A 26,080-nucleotide genomic window follows, 5' to 3' on the forward strand; every position below is an offset into this window, starting at 1 on the left:
CGTAAACACTCGCCTCGGTTCGGACGGCCCTTGGGTTGCCCGCATCGTTTGCCCAGGTGGCGGAATTGGTAGACGCGCTAGCTTCAGGTGCTAGTGACCGAAAGGTCGTGTAAGTTCGAGTCTTATCCTGGGCACCAATTCCTCGATTGCCGCATCGCTTGAGTACAGCGCCGGCTCGAGTGCAGCACCCGAGAGTGCATCGCAGATGACCATCACTGTCTATCAGAACGACCTGCCGGCCGGCCTCGACCTTGGCCCGGTTGTGGCAGTCGATACCGAGACCATGGGCCTGCGCACGCTGCGCGACCGCCTCTGCGTCGTTCAGCTTTCGTCGGGGGACGGCAACGCCCATCTGGTGCAGTTCCGCTCCGGCACCGGTTACAGCGCGCCGAACCTGAAGCGCCTGCTGGAAAACCCGAAAATCCTCAAGCTGTTTCACTTCGCCCGCTTCGACCTTGCGGCGCTGAAACAGTATCTCGGTGCTGAAACCACGCCGGTTTACTGCACCCGCACGGCCTCCAAGCTGGTGCGCACCTTCACCGACCGCCATGGTCTGAAGGATCTGTGCCGCGACCTGATCGGCGTGGACATCTCCAAGCAGGAGCAGTCCTCTGACTGGGGCGCCCAGGACCTGACCGAGGCGCAGCAGCGCTATGCCGCATCCGACGTGCTGAACCTGCATCAGCTCAAGACGGTGCTGGACAGCATGCTGGCCCGCGAAGGCCGCACCGCACTGGCCGAGGCCTGTTTCGGCTTCCTGCCGGCACGCGCCGCGCTCGACCTTGCCGGCTGGCCGGAAGACGACATTTTCGCCCATTGATCCCCTTTTGATTCCGGGGCTTACCCCGCGAACAGCCAGGCACCGAATTCAGCTGCAAACCGGCCATCAGGTTTGCAATTTGAGGGCCGATTCTCCATACTTGGCACGATTCTTGTTAGTGTCCCCCAAGCGGTGAAAAAGCCCATGACATCCGCACCCTCCGTCGCGCGGGTCAAGCGCGCCGGAAAGAAACGTGCGAAAGCGCAGCCCAAGGCCGGTCCGGCAAAGGTGGTGCAGGTCGCCAGCCGGCGTCCGGCAGCAAGCCCCGATATCGAAGTCGGCCGCCGCGTCCTGATGATGGAAGCCAACGGGCTGGCCGCGCTTGCCGCCAATCTGGACGGCAATTTCAGCAAGGCCGTCGATATTCTGATGGACGTCAGCCGCGAAGGTGGGCATGCGCGTGCCATCATTTCAGGCATGGGCAAGAGCGGCCATGTGGCCCGCAAGATCGCCGCCACGCTGGCATCCACCGGCACGCCGGCCAGCTTCGTGCATCCGGGCGAGGCGAGCCACGGCGACCTTGGCATGATCATGCCGGGCGATGTGGTGATCTGCCTGTCGAATTCCGGCGAGACGCAGGAACTGGCTGACGTGATCGCGCACGCCAAGCGTTTCGCCATCCCGTTGATCGCCATGACCAAGAAGGCCAAATCGGCATTGGGCGATGCGGCCGACGTGGTTCTGCTGGTGCCGCCGGTGGAAGAGGCCTGCCCGATTGCGCAGGCGCCGACCACGTCCACCACCATGATGCTGGCGCTGGGCGATGCCCTGGCCGTGGCGCTGATGGAGCGCAAGGGATTCACCAAGGACCAGTTCCACGTCTTCCATCCCGGCGGCAAGCTGGGCAAGCAGCTGGTCAAGGTGAAGGACCTGATGCATTCCGGCACCGAGATGCCGCTGGTGCCGGTTGGCACGCCGATGCGCGAGGCGCTGGTCACCATGGCAGGCCGCAGCTTTGGCTGCATCGGCATCGTCGGCAAGACCGGTCGTGACAAGGACAAGCTGCTCGGGATCATCACCGATGGCGATCTGCGCCGTCATATCGAGGGCGACCTGCTGAACCAGAAGGTCGAGGCGGTGATGACGAAAAAACCCATCACCATCCGCTCGAACCAGTTGGCGGGCGAGGCGTTGGGCGAAATGAACCGGCGCCGCATTACAGCCTTCTTCGTGATCGATAACAGCCGTCCCGTCGGTATCCTGCACATGCACGACTGCGTGCGCGCAGGCATTACCTGAAGCATGGCGCCATGATGACCGCAGATCTCAGCCAGCAAGGATCGTCCAAGCCCCGTCGCAGCGCGCATTTCAAGCCGCGCGACGCCGGCCACGTCCTGTCTGCGCTGCCGCGTCGGCGCGGCTTTGTGCGGTTCATGAAATTCATCCTGCCGATGATCGCGCTTGGCACCGTGGTGACGGTGATCGCCTGGCCGCAGATGGTGAAGCGCCGCCTGGCGATTCCGCTGACCTTCAGTGACGTGGAAACCGCCAATGCAGCACTGGTGATGAACAACCCGCGCTACCGCGGCACCGATACCAACGGCCAGCCCTATGTAGTGACCGCCGATCGCGCGATCCAGGACCCGAAAGACGACAAGCAGGTCACGCTCGATCGCGTGCAGGCGGACATGACCATGAGCAATGGTGAATGGTGGTCGCTGACATCTGATACCGGTCTTTACAATGGGACATCCCAGATGCTCGACCTGTTCGGTAACATCAACGTCTTTGGCGATCGCGGTACGGAGATGCATGGGCATTCCGCCGAGATCAACCTGCAGACCAAGGTGATTTCCAGCGACGACAAGGTCTGGGGCCATGCCGATTTCGGCACCATCAATGCCAATGGCATGCGAGTTTACGACAGGGGGCGGGTCATCGTGTTTATCAATGGCGTGAAGACGAAAGTCTTACCGCAGAAGCGGGGATGAGCGAAATGGATCGCTTCCTTCGATATCTGCCGAATTGCATGGCCGCGATGATTTTGGCCGGACTGGCTGTCGTTTCGCTTCCCGCAGCTGCGCAGATCGGTCTGGGCGCGCGACAGAACAACAACGAGCCGATCGACATCTCGTCCGATACGCTGGAGGTGCAGCAGGACAAGCAGCTTGCCATCTTCCGCGGCAAGGTCGATGTGATCCAGGGAGATACGCGCCTGCGCTCTGATGAGCTTTTCGTTTATTACCGCGACCGCAATGCGCAGGGCGCTGCTCCCGCGAGCGCCGCCGCCCCGCGTGCGCCGGCCCGCCCCGCGCCGCAGTCCACGGCCGCAGGGCCGGATTCCAATTCGATCACCAAGATCGAGGCCAAGGGCAACGTCTTCGTCTCCACACCGAAGGAGCGGGCACAGGGCGATTTCGGCGTCTACGATGTCGACAAGAAAACCGTGACGATCACCGGCAATGTACTGCTGACCAGCGATGACAGCACGCTGCGCTGCGCGCGGGCGGTGATGTATCAGGACACCGGCCGCAGCACCTGCGATCCGGCTGCAGGCCAGCGCGTGCGCGGCGTGATCATTCCGAACAATAGCAATAACGCCGCACCTGCGCCCAATGCTCCGGCTCAGCAACAGGGAGGGCAGCGCCGATGACGGCTGTCGGCGACAAGCCCGACGACAGGCAGGAGGCGGGCGAGGGCCTGCGCCTGGTTGCGGAAAATCCGTATCCGGGCCTGGCCGCGCATCGCCTGGGCAAGAGTTTCAAGAAGCGCCCGGTGCTGCGCGATGTCTCGCTCTATGTGCAGCGTGGCGAGGCGGTCGGCCTGCTCGGCCCCAACGGTGCCGGCAAGACCACGACCTTTTACATCATGACCGGACTGATCCGGCCCGATCACGGCAACATCACGCTGGACGGCCATAATATCACCGGCCTGCCGATGTATCGCCGCTCGCGGCTCGGCATGGGCTATCTGCCGCAGGAAGCCTCGATTTTCCGCGGCCTGACGGTGGAGCAGAATATCCGTTCCGTGCTGGAGCTGGTGGAGCCGGAAGCCGATCGTCGCGAGGCAATGCTGGACGATCTGCTGGCCGAATTCTCGATCACGCATCTGCGCCGCACGCCGGCGCTGGCGCTGTCGGGCGGCGAGCGCCGCCGCTGCGAAATCGCTCGCGCACTGGCCACGCAGCCGTCCTTCATGCTGCTCGACGAACCGCTGGCCGGCATCGATCCGATTGCGGTGGGCGAAATCCGCCAGCTGGTGTCGCATCTGAAGGATCGCGGCATCGGTGTGCTGATCACCGATCACAACGTTCGCGAAACTCTCGATATCATCGACCGTGCCTACATCCTGCATGACGGCAAGGTGCTGATGGAGGGCAGTCCGAGCGAAATCGTCGCCGACGAGAATGTCCGGCGGGTTTACCTCGGCGAACGGTTCAGCTGGTGACGGGCCCCTAAGCCATGGCCTTGGGTCCGCGTCTTGAGCTGAGGCAGGGTCAGGCGCTCGTTATGACGCCGCAGCTGCAGCAGGCTATCAAGCTGCTGCAGCTCTCCAATCTTGAACTGACCGCCTATGTCGAGCAGGAACTCGAGCGCAATCCCCTGCTCGAGCGTCTGGATGGCGATGGTCCCGGCGAGGACACCCGCGATTCATTCGATACCGCCGACGCTGATGGCCCGGCCGAACGCCTGGATCTGAGTTCCGATGGCATCGCCGACAAGGCGCGCGAGGCGATGGACGTTGATCCTGACGGTGACAATACCTTCAACAACGACAGCGGTTACGATGCCGCCAATGCCGATATAGGCCTGGCCAGCAATTATATCAGCGGCCGGGGCGGCGACAGCCGCTTCGACGAGGACGGCGGCGGGCTGGAGCAGACGCTGTCGGAAAATCCCAGCCTGCGCGAACATGTGCAGGATCAGTGGCTGCTGATGCCGGCCAATGTCGGCGACCGGTTGATCGGCGCGGCGCTGATCGATGCGCTGGACGAGGCCGGCTACATCACTGAGCCGCTGGACGACATCGCTGCCCGCCTTGGGATCGAAGCCGACGAGGTGGAGGCCGTGCTGGTCGATCTGCAGACCATCGAGCCGGCGGGGATTTTTGCCCGCTCGCTGAAGGAATGCCTGGGGATACAACTGCGCGCGCGCGACCGGCTCGACCCCGCCATGCAGGCGCTGCTGGACAATCTGGAGATGCTGGCCAAGCGCGATATTCCGGGTCTGATGCGCATCTGCGGCGTCGACCAGGAAGACATCGCCGACATGGTGCAGGAAATCCGCGCGCTCAATCCCAAGCCAGGCCTGCTGTTCGGCGGCGAGCCGGTGCAGACGCTGGTGCCCGACGTTTACATCCGGCGCGCCAATGATGGCAGCTGGACGGTGGAGCTGAACAGTGACACGTTGCCACGCGTGCTGGTCAACAGCCGCTATTATGCCCGCGTCACCAAACCCGAAAAGACCAACAGCGCCCAGAACAGCCAGCTCAAGCAGACCAAGACCTATATGTCGGATTGCCTGAACTCGGCGAACTGGCTGGTCAAGTCGCTCGACCAGCGGGCGCAGACCATCCTCAAGGTCGCCAGCGAGATCGTGCGGCAGCAGGACGCCTTCCTGCGTCATGGCGTGTCGCATCTCAAGCCGCTCAATCTGCGTGCCGTGGCCGAGGCCATCGAAATGCACGAAAGCACGGTCAGCCGCGTCACCTCGAACAAGACGATGGCGACACCGCGCGGGATTTTCGAGATGAAGTATTTCTTCACCGCCAGCATCGCGGCCACCGATGGCGGTGAGGCCTTCTCGGCAGAGTCGATCCGTCACCGGATCAAAACGCTGATCGATGCCGAGAGCGCCGCCGACGTGCTGTCGGACGACAAGATCGTCGAGATGCTGGCCGGCAAGGGTGTCGATATCGCCCGGCGCACGGTGGCGAAATATCGTGAAGCGATGAACATTCCGTCTTCAGTGGAACGCCGGCGCCTCAAGAAGGCCGGCCTGCTGAAGGCCGGCTGAAACGAGAGAGAGCATGGCCGATATTGCGCCGCTATTTGAAAGCAACCGTGCTTGGGCGATTTCCAAGCTGAATGCAGATCCGGGTTTCTTCGACCGGCTGACGCATCAACAGACTCCGTCCTATCTGTGGATCGGCTGTGCCGACAGCCGCGTGCCGGCCAATGAAATCGTCGGCCTCGATCCGGGCGAATTGTTCGTGCACCGCAATGTTGCCAACCTGGTGCATCCGGCCGACATGAACTGCCTGGCGGTATTGCAGTACGCCATCGAGTATCTGAAGGTGAAGCATGTGATTGTCACCGGGCATTACGGTTGCGGTGGCGTGCGTGCGGCAATGCAGCCGCAGCAACTCGGCCTGATCGACCACTGGCTGCGGCCAATCCGCGATGTCTATGCCAAGCATGAAATCGAGTTGAAGGATGTGGTGGACGAGTACAAGCGCCTGAATCTGCTCTGCGAGATGAATGTCCGCGAACAGGTTGCAAATCTCGCCAAGACCACCATCGTGCAGAACGCTTGGCATCGTGGCCAGGATCTCAGCCTGCATGGCTGGGTATACGGAATATCTAACGGCTTGATCCGCGATCTGGGCGTTACCATATCCGGGGTTGAGCCGGTCGACCGAATCTTCCGTACCGAACCGGCCCAGTCGGCACCTTAACCATTGCCGTATAGGTTAACCGCAGCGAGACGGCTGTGGATAGTTTATGAATCAATGGGTTAACGAATTTTACATTCGGTTGACAGGGAAAAGGCCCTTGTCTATGGTCCGCGCCGCATGACGGGCGAAGGCCGCCGTACTACACTCATGCTCTGACCGATCGAACTCGGATTTCGACACACATGAAAATCCTGACTTCCGGACAGCAGCTCGACCTTGGCGATTCTCTGCGCGCCTATGTCGAGGAGCATCTCACTGCCGCCGTGTCCAAGTACATGGACAATGCCATTGAAGCCAATGTCGTGTTTCGTCTCGACGGCTCGATGTACCATTGCCAGTGTACCGTCCACATCGGCGCGGGGATTTCCATGCAGGCGGCCGCCGAAGGCAACGACATCTACGTCAGCTTCGATCAGGCGCTGGACAAGCTTGCCAAGCAAGTCCGCCGCGACAAGCGCAAGCGACGCAATCATCACCAGCGGCCCACTGAGACCGGAGATGCTGCCTGAGCCTCGTTGAGGCCAGCTCGCATCGATGGTAGACGCCGCGGAGGCACTGTTCCCCATGGAAATCTTTCAGCTCTTGAGCCCGGATGGCGTAATGGCCAACCTCAAGGCCAATAGCAAGAAGCAGTCGCTGCAGGAGCTTTCCGCCCGCGCTGCAAAAATCACCGGCCAGCATGAACGCGCGATCTTCGACACACTGCTCGAGCGCGAGCGTCTTGGCACCACCGGTGTAGGCAATGGCATCGCGATCCCGCATGGCCGTCTGCCTGGCCTGGACAAGTTGTATGGCCTGTTCGCCCGCGTCGAGCGTCCGATCGATTTCGATTCGATCGACGAGATGCCGGTCGATCTCATTTTCCTGCTGTTGGCACCTGAATCGGCCGGTGCGGATCACCTGAAGGCGCTGGCCCGCGTGTCGCGCCTGCTGCGCGACAAGGGCGTGTGCGAAAAGCTGCGCGGTGCTGAAAGCGCCGACGCGATCTACGCCCTGCTCACTGACAGTCCGACCAGCCACGCCGCCTGATCAGAGACCGGGCGGGGCGTGGTTGGTTGTCCTGCTTACTGCACGCTGACGGGAAGCAGATCGTTCTGCACGGCGGCTGCAAAGGCCAGATCGCGTTCTGGTGCAAATCCCAACTGTGTGCCATTGGCGGCGTAGATGCCCCAAGCCAGTCCTTCCGGCGTCTGGACCGGACGAATATAGGCCAGATCAGGCGCGCCGAGATTGGCGAAGGATTCTTCCGTCATCAGCGGTTGGGTCTGAAGCTCATCAGACTTACGGTCTTGATTATTGGGGGTAGCCATTTGCTTTCTCCTTCCGGCCGCCTTTAGCTGCGTCCGGTTCCAGGCTTGCCGCCGACGCCTAAAGTGTCGGCGCGGCCGCCATCAGTCATATTAATAGCAATGTTGCGGACCTGAGGTTCCGGCCGGGGGCGGTGCAAATCGATATGCAGCAGCCCATTGCCAAGCTCGGCTCGCACCACTTCTATGCCATCTGCCAGGACAAAGCTGCGCTGGAACTGCCGAGCTGCGATGCCACGGTGCAGGTAAATACGTTCTTTGTCGTCGGTTTGTTTACCGCGAATGACCAGCTGATTGTCTTCCACGGTAATGGCTAGGTCGGCCGGACTGAAACCGGCAACGGCCAGCGTGATACGCAGCTCGTTCTCACCGGTCTGTTCAATATTATAGGGCGGGTAGCCTTCGGATCCAGCTTTGGTCGCGCGCTCGATCATGCGTTCGACATGGTCGAATCCGAGCAGCAGCGGGCTGGAAAAAATGGAAACGCGGCTCATTCTGCACTCCTTTGAAAGCGAGTAGCGACCCGGACCCTCAAAGGCATCCGGACAATGAAGGATGTGGGGTGTGGCGGGTTGCGGATCAAGTCCTGTCTGGGCAGGATGTTGCCGCGCAAACGGAGGTATATTGTGGCGGAAACCGGGCAAAAAATTGAAACCGTCGGCGTCATCGGCGCGGGCGCGATGGGGCGGGGCATTGCTCAGGTCGGCATGACCGGCGGTATGGCGGTATTGTTGTATGACGCGATGGCTGGCGCCGCCGCGAAGGCGCGCGATGCGATCTTTGCCCAGCTCGACCAGATGGTCAGCAAGGGCCGCCTGGAAGATGATGCCGCAGCCGTCGCCAAGACGCGGCTCACGGTGGTCGATACAATGGATGCCTTCGCGCCGGCCGATCTGGTGGTCGAAGCCATCGTCGAAAACCTGGCCATCAAGCAGGAGGTGTTCCGCAAGCTGGAAGCCATCGTGCGACCCGATTGCCTGCTCGCTTCGAACACCTCGTCGCTGCGCATCGCCAGCATTGCGGCCACCTGCCAACACCGCGCGCGCATTGCCGGCCTGCATTTCTTCAATCCGGTGCCGCTGATGAAGTTGGTCGAGGTGATCCGCGCGCCAGGCACCAGCGATGCGGCCATCGCCGCGCTGGTGGCGGTCGGCGAGCGGATGGGCCGCCTGCCGGTCGTGGTGCAGGATAGCCCGGGCTTCCTGGTCAATCTCGGTGGCCGCGCCTATACGCAGGAAGCCCTGCGCATCGTCTCCGAGGGCGTGGCGACGCCGGCCCAGGTGGATGCCGTGATGCGCGACAACTGGGGCTTCAAGATGGGGCCGTTTGAGTTGATGGACCTGACCGGCATCGACGTGAACTTCCCGGTCAGCCAGATCATTCACGAAGGCTATTTCTACGATCGCCGGCTGGCGACCGCGCCGCTGCATCAGCTGCTGAAGGAAAGTGGCCGGCTGGGGCGCAAGAGTAAGCAGGGCTTCTTCGCGTATGACGATGCAGGCAAAGGTGTGGTGCCTTCGGCCGATGCCACCAGTGCCGCGCCGGCGGCCGAGAAAGTTGTGCTGGCCGATGCCGATGACGAGGCGCTGGGCGAATTGCTGCGCAGTTTCGGTTTCGAGGTCAGCGGCTTCGACGATGGCGACAGCGCGATCCTCTGCGCGCCGCTCGGCATGGATGTTTCGACGTATGCCACCGAGCGCAAACTGGATCACCGCCGGCTGTTCGGCCTCGATATTGCCGGTAAGCTGGACAAGCGGTTGACCCTGATGCGTGCGCCAGGCGCGCGCCGCGACCTGCTGGATGCCGTGGTGGCGCGCCTGCACGGCGCTGGCCGCGCAGTGACCGCGATTACCGACAGCCCCGGCTTCATCGGGCAGCGCATTGCCGCCATGGTGGCCAATCTGGGCTGCGAGATGGCTCAGATCCGCGTCGCCACGCCCGCCGATATCGACAAGGCGATGACACTGGGCCTGAACTATCCGTTCGGTCCGCTGGCGCTGGCCGATGCGATGGGACTGGAGACCGTCCATACGGTGCTGACCCAGCTGCAGGCGATCACCGGGGACGACCGCTATCGCCCCAGCCTGTGGCTTCGCCGCCGGGCGCAGCTTGGTCTTTCTGCCTTGACGGACGACTAAGCCGTCAGCCTGACAAAAGGCACCGGTCTGTCAAACCCCTTCAGTTCGGCGCTTTCGCGGCTTGCCGCGCGATCACGCAGCAGCGGCGCGACGGCGGGGTCGGCGGCGAGCGACTCCGACAGCACGACTTCGCCGCGCCGGCCGCGGCCCTGCAGGCGTGCGGCGAGGTTTACCGTGCTGCCGAAATAATCCAGCCGCTCGTTCAGTGTCACGGCGATGCAGCGGCCGGCATGCATGCCCATCTTCAGTCCGATCGCTGTGTCAGCGCTGCCGGTTTCGCGGCTGTAGTCTGCATTGAAGGCTGCGATGCGGTCATGGATATGCAGGGCAGCCTGTACGGCATGTTCCGGTGTGGCAAACGCCGCCATCACGGCGTCGCCGATGGTCTTGATCAGGGCGCCGTCATGCTCGCGGATGGTTTCCGCCAGTACGCCGAAATGCCGCCGCACCAGGCGGTAGGCTGCCGCATCGCCCAGCCGTTCATACAGCGCGGTCGAACCCTCCAGGTCGGTGAACATCAGCGTGATGCTGTCGATGCCGACATCCTCGCCGGCGCGCAGCACCTGATCGGGCAGCAGGTCGCGGAAGGCCTGCAGCGTCGTAACCTCGTGGGCGGTGAGGGCGTCGCTGCGCCAGGCACGCGATTCGATCACAAAGGTCAGTTCGCGGCTGCTGTGGTTGCGCATCGCGATGGTGCCAGACGTGTCGCCGGTCTCCGCCCGCATGGTGAAAGCGGGTGCTTCCGCATCCTCGGCCAGCAGAGTGGGGAAGGTGTTGCCATCATGGCGGGTGATGCATTCGCCGCCGGGCTCCAGCGTGCGCAGCCGGTATTCGCCGGCCGGCAGCGTTGCGGTGACCTTGCGCTCTTCGCCGGGCGCCAGGATCTGCTGCACGAGGATATGGCGCGAGACATGCGGCCCGCCCATGCAGAACTCGCCTTCGCCTATGCTGCGGATTGCGGTCGCAGGACGGAAGCTGATTTCAATATTGCTGGTGAAGCTGCCGTCATAGGCGATGTTGCAAGAGGGACAGTGCGCCTGTTTTGGCAGGGCCTCCAGCGTATCGGCAGAAGCCTTGGCGCCGCCGCAACGCGGACAGAGCAGGTTCCAGGACAGGCCGAGCATGCCGAGCCGGGCGGCATCAAGACACAGTTCGGCGACGTGGCGGACCGGCGCCTGCCATTCGCGCGCCAGTTTGCGCGGGCGAATGCGGACCAGATCGACTTCCTGCGCCGTCGTGATATGGCGGGCGAGACGGTCGGCGAGATCATGATGATAGGCGCCGGCGGAAATCTGGCGCGTCAGGCCATCCAGCCGTGCCTGCTGCTGTGGTGTCAGGTCAGGAGGCGTGTAATCGAACGGCATTTCCGCCTGGCCGACGGCAAAACGCCCGGCCTGGTGCACCATCTCCTCCAGCCCCTTGCCGACCTTGTTGAGAAGCCCGGTGGCGAAGACCAGGTAGCCGGCGATGCCACGCGGTGCGCCGCTGATCCGGTAGGTGACACGGCTGCCGCCATCGGGGCCGGGTTCAAGCTGCAGTGTAGGGCTCAGGCTTTTCAGCGGGCCGCGCCGGAAAATCCGCGTCTGACGGAATTCACGCTCGGCCACCCATTCGTAGGGCGGATCATCCCATTCGACGGCTACGCCCTTGTAGCTGGCGGCAGCGAGGCGCCTGACCGATCCGTCGGGTTGCGGCTCTTCGGTCACGGTATAGCGCGGGGTGCCAGCCGCCTCGTTGAAACGGGCGGTATCCGACAGATAGGGCCACAGGGCTGCCGGGGAAGCCGGCAAATCCCAGGTCCAGACGCGGTCATGCTGCTTCTGCATGGAACAGAAGCTAGCACGCCGGCGTCATTGGCAAGAGGTCGGTTCGGTGACGCCGATCACATCGGCCGTGTGGCCGGATCCGGCGTGGGTTCGACAATCACGGCATTGGCCGGCAGGGCCTGCGGCTGGCTGTCCGGATAGGTCGCGGTGCTGCCCGGTGCTTCGTAGGGCATGGTGGCCAGCTGCGGTTCGGCCCGGCGCCCGGGCGGGGTCATCGGCATGCGCGGATCGGCCAGAGTGCGCGGCGGCGCCGGCAACTGGCGGCCTTCCAGCGAATAGGGGTCTGGTTCGGCATAGCAGTCGACGCCGCCCAGCGTCTTGAAACAGTACACTTCCGGGCGGTCGGTCGGCTTGTAATTGCTGACGCAGTAGCTGCCCTCGGTGATGATATTTTCGAGATTGCAGGTCATGCCGAGACGCCTCTCGACGCGCGCTTTGAAGATCTCGTAACCGACGGTGGCGATGCCGCTCTGCGCGGCGGGTGTCAGGTCGCCACGCGTGTCCGAACAGGCCGACAACAGGCCTGCGAGCATGAGCGGCAACAGCAAGCTCTGGATTGCGAAACGCATGGGGTTCTCTCCTGCACGCGGCCCGTCCTGAGGCCGCTCTGCCATTCTGGCGGCGCCATTATCGTGCCGGCAGGATTGAATATCCAGTTAAGTGATATGGTTAAAACGCGTTAGCCATATCGCTCAAACCTGCGGAATTGCGAGGCTTGGCCGTTAAAATCGGGGCCAGGATCAGGCGGGTGCCTGCGGCAGGATGATGCGGAAGGTGGTGCCCAGCGGCCCGGTGCGGATCAGTTCCAGGTCGCCGCCGTGGCCGCGGATCAGCTCGCGGGCGATGGCCAGCCCCAGACCGGTGCCGCCGCTGCGCCCGCCGCGGAACGGTTCGAACAGATGCGTGCGTGCCGCATCGCTCAGGCCCCCGCCGCTGTCGGCGACCTCGATCACCACGTCGGTATCGGTGGCGGTGGCCGCCACCCGCAGGTCGCCGCCATCGGGCATGGCCTGCACGGCATTACGCATCAGGTTGTTCATCACGCGATAGAGCTGATCGGGATCGGCATGCAGTGGCAGATGCTCGGGCACGGCATTGTGCCACCGGATAACAGCGCCGTCTGGCAGGCCGAGTGCGGCGGCCACATCGTCGATGAAATTGCGCAGGGCGATCTGGCAGGTTTCCGGTGCGCGTTCTTCCGCCTTGCCGAATTGCAGGGTCTGGGCACAGAGCGAGATCGCCCGATCAATCGAACCGACCAGCCGCGGCGCCACCTGACGCACCGTCGGATCGTCGGACGCTTCCAGGCGGTCAGACACCAGCTGGGCCGCCGCCAGCATATTGCGCAGATCGTGGCTGATCTTGCTGACTGCGATGCCGAGCTGGGCCAGGCGCGTACGCTGGGTCAGGGCATGGCGCAGGTCCTGCTGCATCATCTGCAACTCGCGCTCGGCCAGGCCGAGTTCGTCACGGCGCCGCGTGGGTCGGATGATCTGGCGCGCGTCTTCCGGCGCGGCATGGAAACCGACAATGCTGCCGATCAGGCGACGGATCGGCCGCACCAGCAGCAGCTGCAGGCTGACATAGACCAGGCTGCCGGTGATCATCGAGATCAGCAGCGCCACCCACAGCACGCGCCAGGAAAAGTCGCGCAGTGCCTCGCTCATCGGCGCGGTCGGCAGCACCACTTCGATGCGGGTGTGTGGATCGCGCGGCGACGGGCCGACCACGCGCACATACTCGGTGGGTGGTTTGATCAGCACCATCACGGCATGCATGATCTCTTCCCACCATTGCTGGTTCGCCAGGTCGACCGGTTTGCCGAGCATCGGCAGTTCCTGACGGTCGCTCAGGATCAGCGCATTCGATTCCTTGCGCCGCATGGCAACCAGCTTGCCGCCGACATTGTGCAGCAGCTCGTCTTCCAACTCGGCGCTGACCATGCCGTTCGGCGCCGCCAGCAGCGCAAGGGCGGCCTGGTCGGCGAGTTCGATGCGGGCTTCGAGGTAGCTGATGCGGAAGCGGCTCATCGCCGGCAGGTAGATCAGCACGGCCGACAGCATGGTGAAGCCGACGGTCAGCAGCAGCAGCCGGCCGGACAGGCTGGCCACCGCGGGCGGACGCGGCAGGCGCGACAGATCGGACGAGGGTCCCGGATCGGCGTTCATGGCGTCGAATACTACAGCGTCTCAGTCAAAACGGGCGAGGAACTGCACTACGCGGCGGCCGAATGGGCTGAACAGTTTCGGGCGGTAGAAATCTGTAGCGGCCTGGGCGGCGGTGTTCCCACGCGCCGGGAAGGGGGCAATCATCGCCTGCATCGCACCGATTCCGAATCCCTTTCCGATGGCCAGGGCCCAGGGCTGCAGGACTTCGGCTGCCTGCGGCCCGACAGCTGCCGCGCCGAGGATGCCGCCCAGCGGCGTGGTGACGACTTTCAGCAATCCCTCGCTGCCGCCATCGGCCAGGGCACGTTCGTTCAAAACGAACGGCCGGCGCAGAATGCGGATGCTGCGATGGCTGCGTCGCGCCTCGGTTTCGTTGAGGCCGACGAAAGCCAGTTCGGGATCGCCGGGCACCAGGCTGGCGGCGGCGTTGGTGGCGATGCGCGCCGGCAGCCGGAACAGCAGGTTCTTCAGCGCCACGCCGGCATGATGCAGCACCACCGGCGTGGTGGCCTGCAGGTCGGTGGCCGCGCCGATGGCGAAGACGCGGCGGTTCGTGGTGCGCAGCCGGCGATCGGTGACGATGCCCTGCGCGCCGGTCTCGATGCCGGCGACCATGGGATTGAGCGCGCCGTGGTCGGCCTGCCAGCCGGCGGCGAGGACCAGATGCGACGCGGCGATACGCGTGCTGCTGCCATCGGTGTGGCGCAAGGTCAGCACGATGCCTGGCACTGTATTCTCCACCTGCGCGATCTCGGTCTGCTCATGCAGGGTGACGCCATCGCGGCGCAGCGCGTCGATCGTCAGATCGCTAAGCTCCGGATCATGGCGTGACAGGAAGCGGCCTTGTTCGACCAGCGTGACTTTCACGCCGATGCGGCAGAAGCCCTGCGCCAGGGCCACGCCGGCACCACCGCCGCCAATGATCAGCAGATGCAGCGGGCGTTCGGTCACGTCGAAAGCGGTCTGCGGCGTCAGGCAGGGAATGTCGGCCAAACCCGGAATCGCCGGCAGGGCCGGGCGCGCACCGGTGGCGATGACAAAGCGCTTGGCTGTGACCACGCAGTCGCCGACGGCAAGGCTGTCGGCAGAGGCGAAACGCGCTTCGCCCTGCAACACGGTGATGCCCAGCGCGGACAGTCGTTCGACCGAATCATTGGCTGCCTGCGCGGCCGTGGTGTTTTTCGCGTGGCGCAGCACGGCGGCGAAATCGATGTCGGGTTCTTCGTAGCGGATGCCGAAGCCGGTGGCCTCGCGCCAGTTGACGGCATGACGACCCGCGGCGGACAGCACCTGCAATGGCAGTTCGCCATGCAGGCGGTAACCGCCCATGCGCTCGCGTTCGATCAGCACGGTTTTCATGCCGAACAGCGCGCTGGCAGTCGCCATCGCTATGCCGCCGGCCCCGGCGCCGATCACGGCGATCTCGCAGTCGATCCGCTCGCTCATGCTGCAAGCAAGCCAGCGGCCTCTTCCCAAGTCAAGCAATCGACTCGGGGCGAAAGTGTCGCCGTTCGCCCCGTTTTTGCCGCAAAGTCGCGCGAAAGGAAGCTTTTACGGGCCGTTTGGGCTATAGCTGGGCCAGCGCCCGCACGGACGTCAACCTGCATCTGACATAGATTCGCCATGATATTCCGACCGATCCATTTTCTGCTCTCTCTGGCCCTGCTGCTTTGCCTGCTGGTGATGCCGGCCGTGTCCGCAGGCGCCCAGCAGCCAGCCACCGGCACGTCCTCCCCGGGCGCACTGACGCCGACCGACTGGAATGCCGCCCTGTCGCCGATCACGCGCCAGCTGCGCGATCCCCGCATGGACGACGAGGGCTTTGCGGTGCTGCGCGCCGATCTCGACCGGCTGCGCGTGCATGCCACCACCGAGCGCGACCAGTTCCGCCAGGTGGCGACGGCCACGCAGTCTCAGCTCGATGCGCTCGGGCCCCCACCTGCAGCCGGCCAGCCGCGCGAGGCTGCGGCAGTGACAGAGTCGCGCCGCCAACTCGCTGTGCGGCTGCAATCGGCGCAGGACAGCACCAAGCAGGCCGAACTGGCGCTGACGCGCATCGTCGCGCTGCAGGACGAAGTGGCCGATGAAGCGCGCCGGCAGTTCACGCGGCAGCTGCTATATCGTGGCGCCTCGCCATTCAATCCCGATTTCTGGCGCGGCGGCTTTGACGATATAGGCGCGACTTCAGCCCAGGTGATGGCAATCCCGGCGCAGTGGTGGGCGGCCGACCAGGGCCGTCGTCCGGGACACAGCACGTTGCTGCAGATCGTGATCGTGGTGGCTATTGCGGGTGCCCTGCTGGTGCCTACGCAGCGCTGGCTCCGCCGCAATTACGGCATCCTTCCTGAAAACGAAGACCCGTCACCGGTTCGCCGTACCATTGCCGCCTTCACGGTCCTCATCGGGCGTACGGCCATGCCGCTCGTTGTGCTGTGGGCCGCTTACGGCGTACTGCTTGGGAACGGCTGGCTGGAGGGCCTGGTCGGCAGCATGGTGCTGATGCTGATGCAGGCGGTGTCCACTGCACTGCTGGCCTATGGTCTGGCCCATGCGACGCTGGCGCCGCACCAGCCGGCCTGGGCACTGATCCCGCTGTCCGAGCCGGAACGGGACAAACTTTTGCGCCGTACCGCCGCCGTGGCGGTTGGCATGATCCTGCTGGCTGTGCTGGTGGCGCCGTCGCGCGTGCCGGATTTCAGTTTCGCCGGGCGCAACATGGTAATCGCCGCGGTGGCGTTATTCCTGTTCATTTCCAACCTGGCTTTTTCCGATCCGCGGGTCTGGCGTTCGCTGCCGGACGAGTGGCGACCGCTGCGCCTGCTGTCAGGACTGATCTTCGGTCTCAATCTGGTCGCGCTGGTGGCGATGCTGCTGGGCTATTACGGCGCTGCCGCTTTCCTGTCCTACGGTTTGCTCGGTTCCGCGCTGAGTCTCGGCGCCTATGCACTGGTGCGCATCGCTGTCCGTGACGGCCTCGCCAATCTGGCCGAGAATCCGGACAGCCGCTTCCGCACCTGGCGGCAGTCGCTGGGCCTAAGCGGCCCGATGAGCACCACCAGCCAGCTGCTGCTTGGCCTGCTGGCCGATATCATACTGTTCCTCCTGCTGCTGGCCGGCCTTGCCGTGTCCTGGGGTGTCAGCCGCGCCACGCTGGTCAGCTACATGCTCGAGCTGTTCTACGGCGTCACCATCGGGCCGGTCACAATCTCACTCGGTAACATCCTGACCGCAGTTGTTGTGCTGGTGATTGGCATCGGCATCACGCGACTGCTGAGTGGCGGCCTCAATTCCCGGTTGGAAACGCAGGCCGGCATCGATCCTGGCGTGCGCAATTCGATGGTCACCGGCCTGACATATGTCGGTTACCTGCTCGCCATCGTCGCCGGCGTCGGCGTGGTCGGCCTCGACCTGTCGAACCTCGCGATCATCGCCGGCGCGCTTTCGGTCGGTATCGGTTTCGGCCTGCAGAACATCGTCAACAACTTCGTCTCTGGTCTGATCCTGCTGATCGAACGGCCCGTGAAAGTCGGTGACTGGGTGGTGGTCGGCACCCGCGAAGGCTATGTCCGCCGCATCAACGTGCGCTCGACCGAGATTGAGACTTTCCCGCGCGCCTCGGTGATCATTCCGAATTCCGAGCTGATCTCGCAATCGGTGATGAACTGGACGCACCGCAATCGTCTGGGGCGCATCGATATCCAGATCAACCTGTCCTACAATGCCGACCTTGAGAAGGCGCGCGAGGTGCTGCTGAAATGCCTGACCGAGCATCCAGACATCCTCAGTATGCCGGCACCTCTGGTGGTATTCCGTGAATTCGAGGCCGGCACGCTGCTGTTCGCGTTGCGCGGTCATATCTCCGATGTCGAAAAACGCCACATCATCGAAAGCGATCTGCGCTTCGCGATTCACAAGGCTTTGAAGGAAAGCGGCGTCGGACTGCCTTATGGCGGGCCCAACACGCTGCATCTTGCCGATATCGAAAGGCTGGAAAAAGCTTTGGGCGGCCTGCGTGCTGCGCAGGACCGCCCAAAGTCAGACGGTCAGGCTTAGGTCAGTTCGGGCGCTGCTGCGGACGCGGCAGGTCGAACAGCAGGAATTCCGCACCTTCGGGCGCCTTGATCTCCACCGGCGTGTCGGCAGCGATGGCCACGCCATCGCGGGTCTTCAAAGTCACACCGTCGACATCCACGCTGCCCTCGGCGACCACCAGATAAGCCATGCGATCAGGCTTCTGCTCGTAGGTCACCGACTTGCCCTTTTCGACCAGCGCGCCGAACAGGGTGGCATCCTGATGGATCAGCAGCGTGCCCGTGTTGGCCGAGAGCACCGCCTCTTCGCCAGATGCCAGCGGCACCAGACGGTTGGCGCGATCGCCCTTGGGGAACTGTGCCTGGTCCCAGCGCGGCTTCAGCTTGGCCTGACGCGGCTCGATCCAGATCTGGAACAGATGCGTCATCTCGTCTTCGGCATTGAACTCCGAATGCATGATGCCGGTGCCGGCCGACATCACCTGCACATCGCCGGCTGGGGTGCGGCCCTTGTTGCCCAGGCTGTCTTCGTGGCTGATCGCGCCCTTGGTGACATAGGTGATGATCTCCATGTCGCGATGGCCATGCATCGGGAAGCCAGACTGCGCTGCGATCTCGTCGTCATTCCACACGCGCAGCGGACCGAAGCCGAAGCCCATCGGCGCGGCAACGCCCGAGAAGTTGAAGTGGAAGCGGCTGTTCAGCCAGTCGATGTTCATCCGGCCGAGATTGTCGAAGGGGACAACATGAATCATGGAAGCCTCCATCGGCGACGGCGGATCATGTCAGCCGTCGCCACTAGGTAGAGAGTTAAGCCTTCAGCTTTGCGGCGATGCTCGCCACATGCTTGCCCTGGAAGCGGGCGGTCTTGAGTTCCTTCTCGCTCGGGCTGCGGCTGCCATCCGCACCGGCGATGGTGCCGGCGCCGAGCGGCGAACCGCCCTTCACTTCGCTGACGTCCATCGTCTCCGGGATGGCGTAAGGCAGGCCGACGATCACGAGGCCATGATGCAGCAGGGTGGTGTGGAAGCTGCTCGCCGTGGTTTCATTGCCGCCGCCGGTGCCGGTCGAGACGAAGACGCTGCCGACCTTGCCGACCAGCGCGCCCTTCACCCACAGACCGCCGGTCTGGTCGAGGAAGCTGCGCATCTGGCCGGTCATGTTGCCGAAGCGGGTGCCGGTGCCGAAGATGATGGCGTCATAATCGGCCAGTTCGGCCGGGTCTGCGATTGGCGCCGCCTGATCCCATTTGCCGCCGGCCTTCTTGAAGGCCTCTTCCGGCATGGTCTCGGGTACGCGCTTGATGGTGACCTGGGCGCCGGCTACTTCGCGGGCGCCGGCGGCAACAGCCTCGGCCATCTTTTCCACGTGGCCATACATCGAATGATAAAGAACGAGAACCTTGGTCATGGCTGCCTCCTGGGCGGTCCGGGTTGGTGTTGGTTCGCGTTGGAAGGTATGCCTTTCCTAGATTGAAACAATATCATCTATGGAATATGATTGTTTCCTATGAGAAACAATATGGACCATCTGGCTGACTTGGCCGTGTTTGCCCGCGTGGTGGAGCAGGAGAGCTTCAGCGGGGCGGCCGAGAGCCTCGGCCTGTCGAAATCGGCCGTGTCGAAACAGATTTCCCGGCTGGAGCAGCGGCTCGGTGCCCAGCTGCTGCAGCGGACGACGCGAAAACTCTCGCTGACCGAAACCGGCCGCATCGTGCTGGAACATGCCCAGCGTGTGTTGGTCGAGGCCGAAGCCGCCGAAGCCGCCGTGCAGAATCTGCAGGCGCTGCCGCGCGGCCTGCTGCGGGTGAACCTGCCGATGAGCTTCGGCCTGAACTACGTGGCGCCGCTGTTGCCTGAACTGCTGGCGCTTTGCCCGGAACTGAAGGTCGATCTCACTTTCAACGACCGCACCATCGACCTGCTGGAAGAGGAGGTCGATGTTGCCATCCGCATCGGCGCGAATCTCGCCGACTCCACGCTAACCGCGCGGCGGCTGGCCCCGGTGCGCTCGATCACTTGCGCGGCCGAATCCTACCTGCGCAAGGCCGGCGTGCCGCTGAAACCCGACGATCTGCGCCAGCATGAATGCCTGCTCTACAAATATCTGCCCGAGCCCGGCCTCTGGCGTTACGAAGGCCCAGGCGGACCTTATGCTGTGAAGGTATCGGGCCGGCTGACCACCAACAACGGCGACTCGCTGCGCGACGCCGCGATCGCGGGGCATGGTATCGCCCGGTTACCCAGTTTCATTGTCGGCCCAGATATCGCCCAGAAGCGACTCGTGTCCCTGCTCGAAACCTACGAACCGGCGCCGCTGGGAATCTACGCCGTCTATCCGGCGCAGCGTTACCTGACGCCCAAGGTGCGCGCCTTCATCGACTTCTACGCCGGCCGTTTTGGCCCGGAGCCGCCCTGGGAGTGTGTTCTGGCCGACACAGCCCGGGCACGGAATGCATCCGGAAATATGAAATCGGCGTGAAACCGGGTTTACGCCCCCGGCCGGCTATGCTATCCGACAATCGCGATCCAACAGGACCTTGTGTCATGACCCGCCAGTGGCGCCATCGACGAGCCCGTATGAGCGCACCGCCCTCGCAAATGATGCGAAAGCGGTGCGTTACGGCCGTTCGTGCCCACTGAAGCCAGGTCATCGTCGCCTACTGACTCCGACATTCCTGCTTCCCCGATGAGCACGACCCGGCCAACCGGACGGAAGGCTAAGGCCGAACGTCCGCCTCTGGTGTCCGACATCGTTGCTGGAAGCAAACTCATGTACCCCATTCTGCCCGAGCGGCTCGCTGATGCCGCCCAGATCGACAGCCTGCTGGATCTCGCCTTCGGCTCGGATCGCACACGCAAGACCGTCTACCGGCTGCGCGAGGGCGTCCCGCATATCAAGTCGCTCGCCTTCGTGGTGCGTGACGAGGACGGCGTCGTGCTGGGCTCGATCCGTTACTGGCCGGTGACGATAGGTGAGGCGGCGACGCCGGCGGTGATGCTGGGGCCCGTCGCCGTACATCCGGATTACCAGGGCCAGGGCATTGGCCGGGCGCTGATCCGGCACAGCCTTTATGCCGCCACGCGGCTGAATCATGGCCTGTGCATCCTGGTCGGGGACAAGCCCTATTACGAACCCTTCGGCTTCGTGAATGCGGCTGATCGCGGCCTTGAGATGCCGGGTTGGGTGGAGCGTGAGCGGTTCCAGGCCATGGAGCTTGCGGCCGGTGCGCTGCAGGGTGTCGGCGGCCTGGTGGGCAAGCCCGTGAAAACCGGACGAAAGAAGGCCGCGGCTTAGCGGCTTTCGCGTCGCCACATCAGCAGCATGCCGAGCAGCAGCGCCGTCAGCATTGCCAGCGGGAGCACCAGCGGCGTGAGCGTCAGGCCCGTCACCACATAGTCGTTCTGGCGATACAGCCCGATCCAGTTGCGGCCGGCCTGTTCGCGCACGGCTGAGCGCGTCGGCTTGTCGACCATGCGGATATCGGGCATGCCGTCGCGCAGCCAGCGCACGCTGCCATGGCTGGCATCGGCCAGCGGCTTCAGCACCGCAGGCGTGGCGCGCGGATCGGAGAATTCGCGAGGATTGACCGCGCCCATCGTCGCCACCGTCTCGCGCTCGCCGTCGCGAACACGGTAGATGCCGGGTAACTCGACAGGCAGCCGTCCGCTGGCGATGCCGTTGCCCTGTTCTTCCAGCATCAGCTTCGTTTCACTGCCGTCGGGACGGATCACCGTCACGGCTTCCTTGCGCTCGGTCAGGCTGCGGCGCTCGACTTCCAGCCGGCCGCCCTTGGCTTCGGCGCGCAGTGCCTCTTCCTCGAGATCCGGTTCCTTCATCAGCCAGTGCGCCAGCCGGCGCAGGAGTTCGCCCTGCGGGCCGCCACCTTCATAACCGCGCGACCACAGCCAGATATGGTCGGAATAGAATTGCGCCACACGGCCTTTTTCGATGCGGTCGAGTACGAGCAGCGGCTCGCGGTTCGGGCTTTCCAGCACCGAGTTGCCACGCGTGAGATCCACATTGACGACGCGGAACCAACGGCTCCAGTTCGGCTGGCCGTTCTCGCCCACCGAACCGGGCAGACCGGCCGTGACCGGGTGGCGCTTGCCGATGGCGCTCAGCTGCGGCGTGAAGGGCTCGGTGCGCATCGTGCCGTTCGGCCGGCCGGGCAGCACCTCCGAGACCGGCGTACGGTAGATGCTGAGCGGCGTGGCATAGGCGGGACCGGAGACTTCGAGGAAGGCACCGCCGCGTTGGACATAGCGGGCGATGTTTTCGTAGTAGGCGGTCGGCAGGATGCCGCGTCGCCGATAGCGGTCGAAGATAATCAGGTCAAACTCGTTCAGCTTGATCTCGAACAGTTCGCGGATCGGGAAGGCGATCAGCGACAGTTCGCGGATCGGCGTGCCATCCTGCTTGTCCGGCGGCCGCAGAATGGTGAAATGCACCAGATCGACATTGGGGTCGGCCTTCAGCAGGTTGCGCCAGACGCGCTCGCCGGCATGCACTTCACCGGTGACCAGCAGCACCCGCAGGCGGTCGCGCACGCCGTTCACCGACAGCGCCACGCGATTGTTCAGCGGCGTCAGTTCGCCCGGGATCGGGGGCACCTCGAATTCGAGCAGGCTGCGGTCGGCACGCGACAGCTTGAACGGCACGGTGACATCGCGCCCGATCGGCACCTGCAACACGCGTTCGCCCAGATCCTGCTGGCGGAAACGCAGTTCGGCCATTTCGTCGGGCGCTGCGCCGGTATCGTCGATGCGCAGCGTGACATTCAGTTCCTGGTTGATCATGCCGAAGGTCGGCGCATTGCGCACCACGAGCCGGCGGTCGCGCTCATCCGGCCGGCCGGTGAGCAGCACATGCACCGGCGCGCCGGTCACGTCCTGTGCCGCGGCGATTTCGGCCGGCATGTCGTGCACCTGGCCGTCGGTGACCAGAATGCTGCCGGCCAGGCGATGACGCGGCAGGTCGCTGAGCGCCAGGGTCAGCGCCGAAAACAGCCGCGTGCCCTCGTCGCGGTCGGCGGTTTCGGCGGCGGCCTTGCCGGCTTTCACCACGCGCACTTCCAGATTCTCGGTGGCGCCGAGCTTCTCGCGCAGCAGGGCCTCGGCCTGTTCGGTCTGGCGCTGGCGTTCGGCGATGCCCTGGCTCGGGCTTTCGTCCACCACCACTACGGCGATATCGGGCAAAGTGCTGCGGTCTTCCTTGCGCGCCACCGGATTGGCCAGCGTGGTGATCGCCAGCACGGCCACAGCGGCGCGCAGCAGCGTGCCGCGCGCGCGTCGCCACAGGCCGAGGCAGGTCAGCAGCAGGGCCGCGGCGGCGCAGGCCAGCAGCAGCGGCCAGGGCGCCAGTGGGGCGAAATCGAACGTGAGCGCGCTGTTCATGCCTGGCCCGCTCAATTCCCCAGGCGCTCAAGCAGCGCCGGCACATGGACCTGGTCGGCTTTGTAGTTGCCGGTCATCGTATACACCAGCAGGTTGATGCCGAAGCGATAGGCAAATTCGCGCTGGCGCGGCAGGTTCGGCACTGTGACGGCCAGCGGCCGGCCATTATTGTCGATCGCCCAGGCGGCGGCGAAGTCATGGCTGCCGATCACGATGGAGGTGACGCCATCCTTGTCACCACCAGGATTGCGCTCGACCCAGAGCGTGCCGCCGGAATAGCGGCCGGGGAAGTCCTGCATCAGGTAGAAGGCCTTGGTCAGCACGTGGTCGTCCGGCACCGGCATCAGCGGCGGAATATCCAGACGCGACAGCAGTTGACGCAGCTTTTCGGTATTCGGGCTGGCCGCTGTGCCGCTCAGGCCCATCGCCTGATCGCGCGTGTCAAACAGGATCATGCCACCCGTCTTCATGAACAGGTCCAGCCGGCGCAGCGCAGCGTCGGAAAGCTGAGGCTGTTGCGGCGTGATCGGCCAGTACAGGAAGGGCACCAGCGAAATGTCGTCGGCTTCCAGATTGACGCCGATCGGCTCGGCCGCCTCGATAGAGGTGCGGCGATACAGAACCTCGGTCAGGCCGTAGAGACCGGCGCGGCTCATCTGGTCGATATCGGCCTGGCCGGTGACGACATAGGCCAGCCGCAGGTCAAGTGAGGCTTTCAGGGCGAACTCGTCATTGGCGGTCAGCGTAGTGCGGCGCTGCTGCTGCGCCTCCGTCATGCCCGGCAGCAGCAGAAGGGCAACGGCGAGCATGGCCGCAGCCGGACGGCGACGCAGTGCCAGGAGCAGGCCGCGCAGGCCAAGGCCGATCAGCCAGTCGGCGAGGAACAGCAGCAGAGCCGCGCCCATCAACCAGGGCAGCAGATGCAGTTCGCGATTCTGGCCATCCAGCCGCAGTTCGGCGACGCCGGCCGGCCAGTTCAGCACCGGCAGCAGTTTCGTCTCGGCATTGGCGGTGTTGAGCGATTGGCGGCTATCGAGGCGGCCATACCAGCCGGGCGGATGGCGCGGGCCGGGCTTGGTGGTAGCGATGGCACGCGGTGCAATCGGCTGCACGGCCGGGCCTGGTTCGACGGCGCGGCCGAAACCGTCCAGCACCCCGAGCGGCGGCAACGGCGTGTCGGCGGCTTCGCCGGTGCCGCCGATGCCTTGGGAAAGATCGATCACCTTGCGCAGCATTTCGACATAGAACCCGCTGAGCGCCAGATCGGACCATAGCGTGTTGGCGGTGGTGTGAACCAGAATCAGCCAGCCTTTGCCGCGCTGTGTGGCGGTGGCGAGCGGGGTGCCGTCTTCCAGTCGCAGCCAGGTCTTCTCCCCCAGCTGCGCTTCCGGTTCGGCCAGCACCTGGCGGCTGACGGTCACATCATTGCTGCCGCCGAGGCCGAAGAAGGGACTGGTCTCGGGCGTGGCGCCGAGCCGCTGCGGCTGGGACCAGGAGAGTGCGCCGCCGAGTTGCCGCGAACCCTGCCGCAGCTTCACCGGCAGCAGGTTATCGGTCGCCTCGGCCATGCGTGGGCCGGCAAAGCGCAGCAGCACGCCGCCATTATCGATCCATTGCTCCAGCTGACGTGTTTCGCTCGCCACCACCTGGGCCACGTCGGCCAGCACGATCACGGCGATCTCGCGCTGCAGCAGTTCGGCCACCGGTGCCGAGCGCAGTTCGGCATAAGGGCTCAGCGCGCGATCGAGATAGAACAGGTCGCCCAGCAGGGGTTGCCGCGTTTCCACCGCGCCGCCGGTGACCAGCCCGACCGGGCGGCGACGCCAGCGGTCATCCAGCAGTTGCACGGTGCCGGCGCTTGGCTGTTCCTCGATTTCAAGACGCGACAGCTGATTGCGCAATTCACTCGGCAGGTCGAGCTTCAGCGTCGCGGTTTCCGAACGCGCTGCAAACGTCATGCGCTCGCGCGACAAGACGCGGCCCTGGTCGGTGACGGCACGGAGCGTCGCGCCCTGCTCACCGGTGACATTGGCGCTGCGGCGCAAGGTAACAGTGTCACCCTGCGCGCTGGTGACGGGCGGCAACAGCGCCAGGGTGGCATCGTCTGGCGAGGTGATGACGCTGAGCGGGCCAAGCCGCTGCAGGAACTCGGCCAGCGTATAGGTGCTCGCGCCGGTTTCATCCTCGCGCAGGCCGTCGCTGATCCAGACCACATTGGCGCTTTCGGGCAGACGGGCCTGCAGCAGTGCTTGCACCAGGGCAGCACGGTCGCTGGTCCAGGCCTTGGGCTGCAGGCCGGCCACAATGGGGCGCAGATCGGCCGCTGGCATCAGCAGCGAGGGCTGCATCGCTTCGCCGTTCGCGGGTGCCGCGGTGGTGATCAGCACGGCAGGGCGGCCATCGCGTTCGGCGGCTTCGAGCAGCGTGTCGGCGCGGACCAGCTTTTCGCGCCAGCGCGGCGCACCGGTCCAGCCGTCGTCGATCACCAGCACCAGCGCCTGGCTGTCGCGCTGCGCCACTTGCGGATTGAGGATGGGTTCGGCGAGGGCGAGAATCGCCAGCGCTGCGATCAGCAGGCGCAGCAGCAGCAGCCACCAGGGTGTATGCGCCGGCGTCTCTTCCTTGGGCTGCAGCAGAAGTAGCAGGCGCAGCGGCGGGAAGGTGACCTGTCTGGGCTGCGGCGGCGTGATGCGCAGCAGCCACCACAGCACCGGCAGGCTGATCAGTGCGGCGAGCGCCCAGGGTGTGGCGAAAGCAAGTGCACCAAGCGACAGCATG

Annotated in this window: 23 protein-coding genes and 1 tRNA gene; 14 read left to right on the forward strand and 10 right to left on the reverse strand. The window is 64.4% G+C overall.

Annotation, left to right across the window (positions count from 1 at the left end):
• Positions 1–50 precede the first annotated feature (50 nt).
• From FNB15_RS12675 to ptsN, 10 genes are all read left to right on the forward strand, one after another.
• A tRNA-Leu gene (locus FNB15_RS12675) sits at positions 51–137 on the forward strand.
• Positions 138–205: 68 nt separating this feature from the next.
• Complete coding sequence (locus FNB15_RS12680; protein ID WP_144069053.1) at positions 206–820, forward strand: ribonuclease D; 615 nt, start codon at positions 206–208, stop codon at positions 818–820.
• A gap of 144 nt (positions 821–964) precedes the next feature.
• On the forward strand, positions 965–2,059 hold the full coding sequence (locus tag FNB15_RS12685) for a KpsF/GutQ family sugar-phosphate isomerase (RefSeq protein ID WP_144069054.1): 1,095 nt from the start codon (positions 965–967) through the stop codon (positions 2,057–2,059).
• Between the two features lie 11 nt (positions 2,060–2,070).
• A complete protein-coding gene (gene lptC / locus FNB15_RS12690; RefSeq protein WP_144069055.1) occupies positions 2,071–2,751 on the forward strand; it encodes an LPS export ABC transporter periplasmic protein LptC in 681 nt (226 codons plus the stop codon).
• A 5-nt stretch (positions 2,752–2,756) separates the two neighbouring features.
• On the forward strand, positions 2,757–3,413 hold the full coding sequence (locus FNB15_RS12695) for an LptA/OstA family protein (protein WP_185973540.1): 657 nt from the start codon (positions 2,757–2,759) through the stop codon (positions 3,411–3,413).
• Positions 3,410–4,207 (forward strand): LPS export ABC transporter ATP-binding protein, encoded by a 798-nt coding sequence (gene lptB / locus FNB15_RS12700; protein ID WP_144069057.1) that lies wholly within the window; start codon positions 3,410–3,412, stop codon positions 4,205–4,207. The genes FNB15_RS12695 and lptB overlap by 4 nt, the downstream gene beginning before the upstream one ends.
• A gap of 14 nt (positions 4,208–4,221) precedes the next feature.
• Positions 4,222–5,775 (forward strand): RNA polymerase factor sigma-54, encoded by a 1,554-nt coding sequence (gene rpoN, locus FNB15_RS12705; protein ID WP_144069058.1) that lies wholly within the window; start codon positions 4,222–4,224, stop codon positions 5,773–5,775.
• Positions 5,776–5,788: 13 nt separating this feature from the next.
• Positions 5,789–6,436 carry a carbonate dehydratase gene (gene can / locus FNB15_RS12710; protein ID WP_144069059.1) on the forward strand — a complete coding sequence of 216 codons (648 nt, stop codon included), beginning with the start codon at positions 5,789–5,791 and terminating at the stop codon, positions 6,434–6,436.
• 182 nt (positions 6,437–6,618) lie between these two features.
• A complete protein-coding gene (hpf, locus tag FNB15_RS12715; RefSeq protein WP_144069060.1) occupies positions 6,619–6,945 on the forward strand; it encodes a ribosome hibernation-promoting factor, HPF/YfiA family in 327 nt (108 codons plus the stop codon).
• 55 nt (positions 6,946–7,000) lie between these two features.
• Positions 7,001–7,465 carry a PTS IIA-like nitrogen regulatory protein PtsN gene (ptsN, locus tag FNB15_RS12720; protein ID WP_144069061.1) on the forward strand — a complete coding sequence of 155 codons (465 nt, stop codon included), beginning with the start codon at positions 7,001–7,003 and terminating at the stop codon, positions 7,463–7,465.
• 35 nt (positions 7,466–7,500) lie between these two features.
• Here ptsN and FNB15_RS12725 read toward each other — a convergent pair whose 3' ends face one another.
• On the reverse strand, positions 7,501–7,746 hold the full coding sequence (locus tag FNB15_RS12725) for a DUF1150 family protein (protein ID WP_144069062.1): 246 nt from the start codon (positions 7,744–7,746) through the stop codon (positions 7,501–7,503).
• Positions 7,747–7,769: 23 nt separating this feature from the next.
• Positions 7,770–8,237 carry an Hsp20 family protein gene (locus FNB15_RS12730; protein WP_144069063.1) on the reverse strand — a complete coding sequence of 156 codons (468 nt, stop codon included), beginning with the start codon at positions 8,235–8,237 and terminating at the stop codon, positions 7,770–7,772.
• 132 nt (positions 8,238–8,369) lie between these two features.
• Between FNB15_RS12730 and FNB15_RS12735 the strand changes: the two genes are divergently transcribed.
• Positions 8,370–9,881 carry a 3-hydroxyacyl-CoA dehydrogenase gene (locus tag FNB15_RS12735; RefSeq protein ID WP_246068678.1) on the forward strand — a complete coding sequence of 504 codons (1,512 nt, stop codon included), beginning with the start codon at positions 8,370–8,372 and terminating at the stop codon, positions 9,879–9,881.
• Here FNB15_RS12735 and FNB15_RS12740 read toward each other — a convergent pair.
• From FNB15_RS12740 to FNB15_RS12755, 4 genes are all read right to left on the reverse strand, one after another.
• Complete coding sequence (locus FNB15_RS12740) at positions 9,878–11,707, reverse strand: adenylate/guanylate cyclase domain-containing protein (protein ID WP_144069065.1); 1,830 nt, start codon at positions 11,705–11,707, stop codon at positions 9,878–9,880. The genes FNB15_RS12735 and FNB15_RS12740 overlap by 4 nt on opposite strands.
• Before the next feature lie 56 nt (positions 11,708–11,763).
• Positions 11,764–12,276, reverse strand: a complete 513-nt coding sequence (locus FNB15_RS12745) for a hypothetical protein (protein WP_144069066.1) — start codon at positions 12,274–12,276, stop codon at positions 11,764–11,766.
• A gap of 171 nt (positions 12,277–12,447) precedes the next feature.
• The gene (locus FNB15_RS12750) at positions 12,448–13,875 is read right to left on the reverse strand and encodes a sensor histidine kinase (RefSeq protein WP_144069067.1); all 1,428 of its coding nucleotides are present in this window, start codon (positions 13,873–13,875) and stop codon (positions 12,448–12,450) included.
• A 21-nt stretch (positions 13,876–13,896) separates the two neighbouring features.
• Positions 13,897–15,321 (reverse strand): FAD-dependent oxidoreductase, encoded by a 1,425-nt coding sequence (locus FNB15_RS12755; RefSeq protein ID WP_144069068.1) that lies wholly within the window; start codon positions 15,319–15,321, stop codon positions 13,897–13,899.
• A 177-nt stretch (positions 15,322–15,498) separates the two neighbouring features.
• Between FNB15_RS12755 and FNB15_RS12760 the strand changes: the two genes are divergently transcribed.
• A complete protein-coding gene (locus tag FNB15_RS12760) occupies positions 15,499–17,928 on the forward strand; it encodes a DUF3772 domain-containing protein (protein WP_144069069.1) in 2,430 nt (809 codons plus the stop codon).
• A gap of 1 nt (position 17,929) precedes the next feature.
• Here FNB15_RS12760 and FNB15_RS12765 read toward each other — a convergent pair whose 3' ends face one another.
• Both FNB15_RS12765 and wrbA read right to left on the reverse strand, forming a co-directional pair.
• On the reverse strand, positions 17,930–18,661 hold the full coding sequence (locus FNB15_RS12765) for a pirin family protein (RefSeq protein WP_144069070.1): 732 nt from the start codon (positions 18,659–18,661) through the stop codon (positions 17,930–17,932).
• Positions 18,662–18,716: 55 nt separating this feature from the next.
• Entirely contained in the window at positions 18,717–19,316 is a 600-nt protein-coding gene (wrbA, locus tag FNB15_RS12770) for an NAD(P)H:quinone oxidoreductase (RefSeq protein ID WP_144069071.1), read from the reverse strand.
• A 111-nt stretch (positions 19,317–19,427) separates the two neighbouring features.
• Here wrbA and FNB15_RS12775 point away from each other — a divergent pair, with 111 nt between their 5' ends.
• A complete protein-coding gene (locus FNB15_RS12775; protein ID WP_144069072.1) occupies positions 19,428–20,387 on the forward strand; it encodes a LysR family transcriptional regulator in 960 nt (319 codons plus the stop codon).
• A gap of 291 nt (positions 20,388–20,678) precedes the next feature.
• Entirely contained in the window at positions 20,679–21,203 is a 525-nt protein-coding gene (locus FNB15_RS12780) for a GNAT family N-acetyltransferase (protein WP_144069073.1), read from the forward strand.
• Here the strand turns inward: FNB15_RS12780 and FNB15_RS12785 are convergent.
• Positions 21,200–23,302 (reverse strand): hypothetical protein, encoded by a 2,103-nt coding sequence (locus FNB15_RS12785; protein ID WP_144069074.1) that lies wholly within the window; start codon positions 23,300–23,302, stop codon positions 21,200–21,202. The two genes, FNB15_RS12780 and FNB15_RS12785, sit on opposite strands and share 4 nt — an antisense overlap.
• Positions 23,303–23,313: 11 nt before the next feature.
• Positions 23,314–26,079: a DUF4159 domain-containing protein gene (locus FNB15_RS12790; RefSeq protein ID WP_144069075.1), complete on the reverse strand. Its 2,766-nt coding sequence runs from the start codon at positions 26,077–26,079 to the stop codon at positions 23,314–23,316.
• Between the last annotated feature and the right edge of the window lies 1 nt (position 26,080).

The sequence above is a fragment of the Ferrovibrio terrae genome (assembly GCF_007197755.1).
In the GTDB taxonomy this organism is placed as follows: Bacteria; Pseudomonadota; Alphaproteobacteria; order Ferrovibrionales; family Ferrovibrionaceae; genus Ferrovibrio; species Ferrovibrio terrae.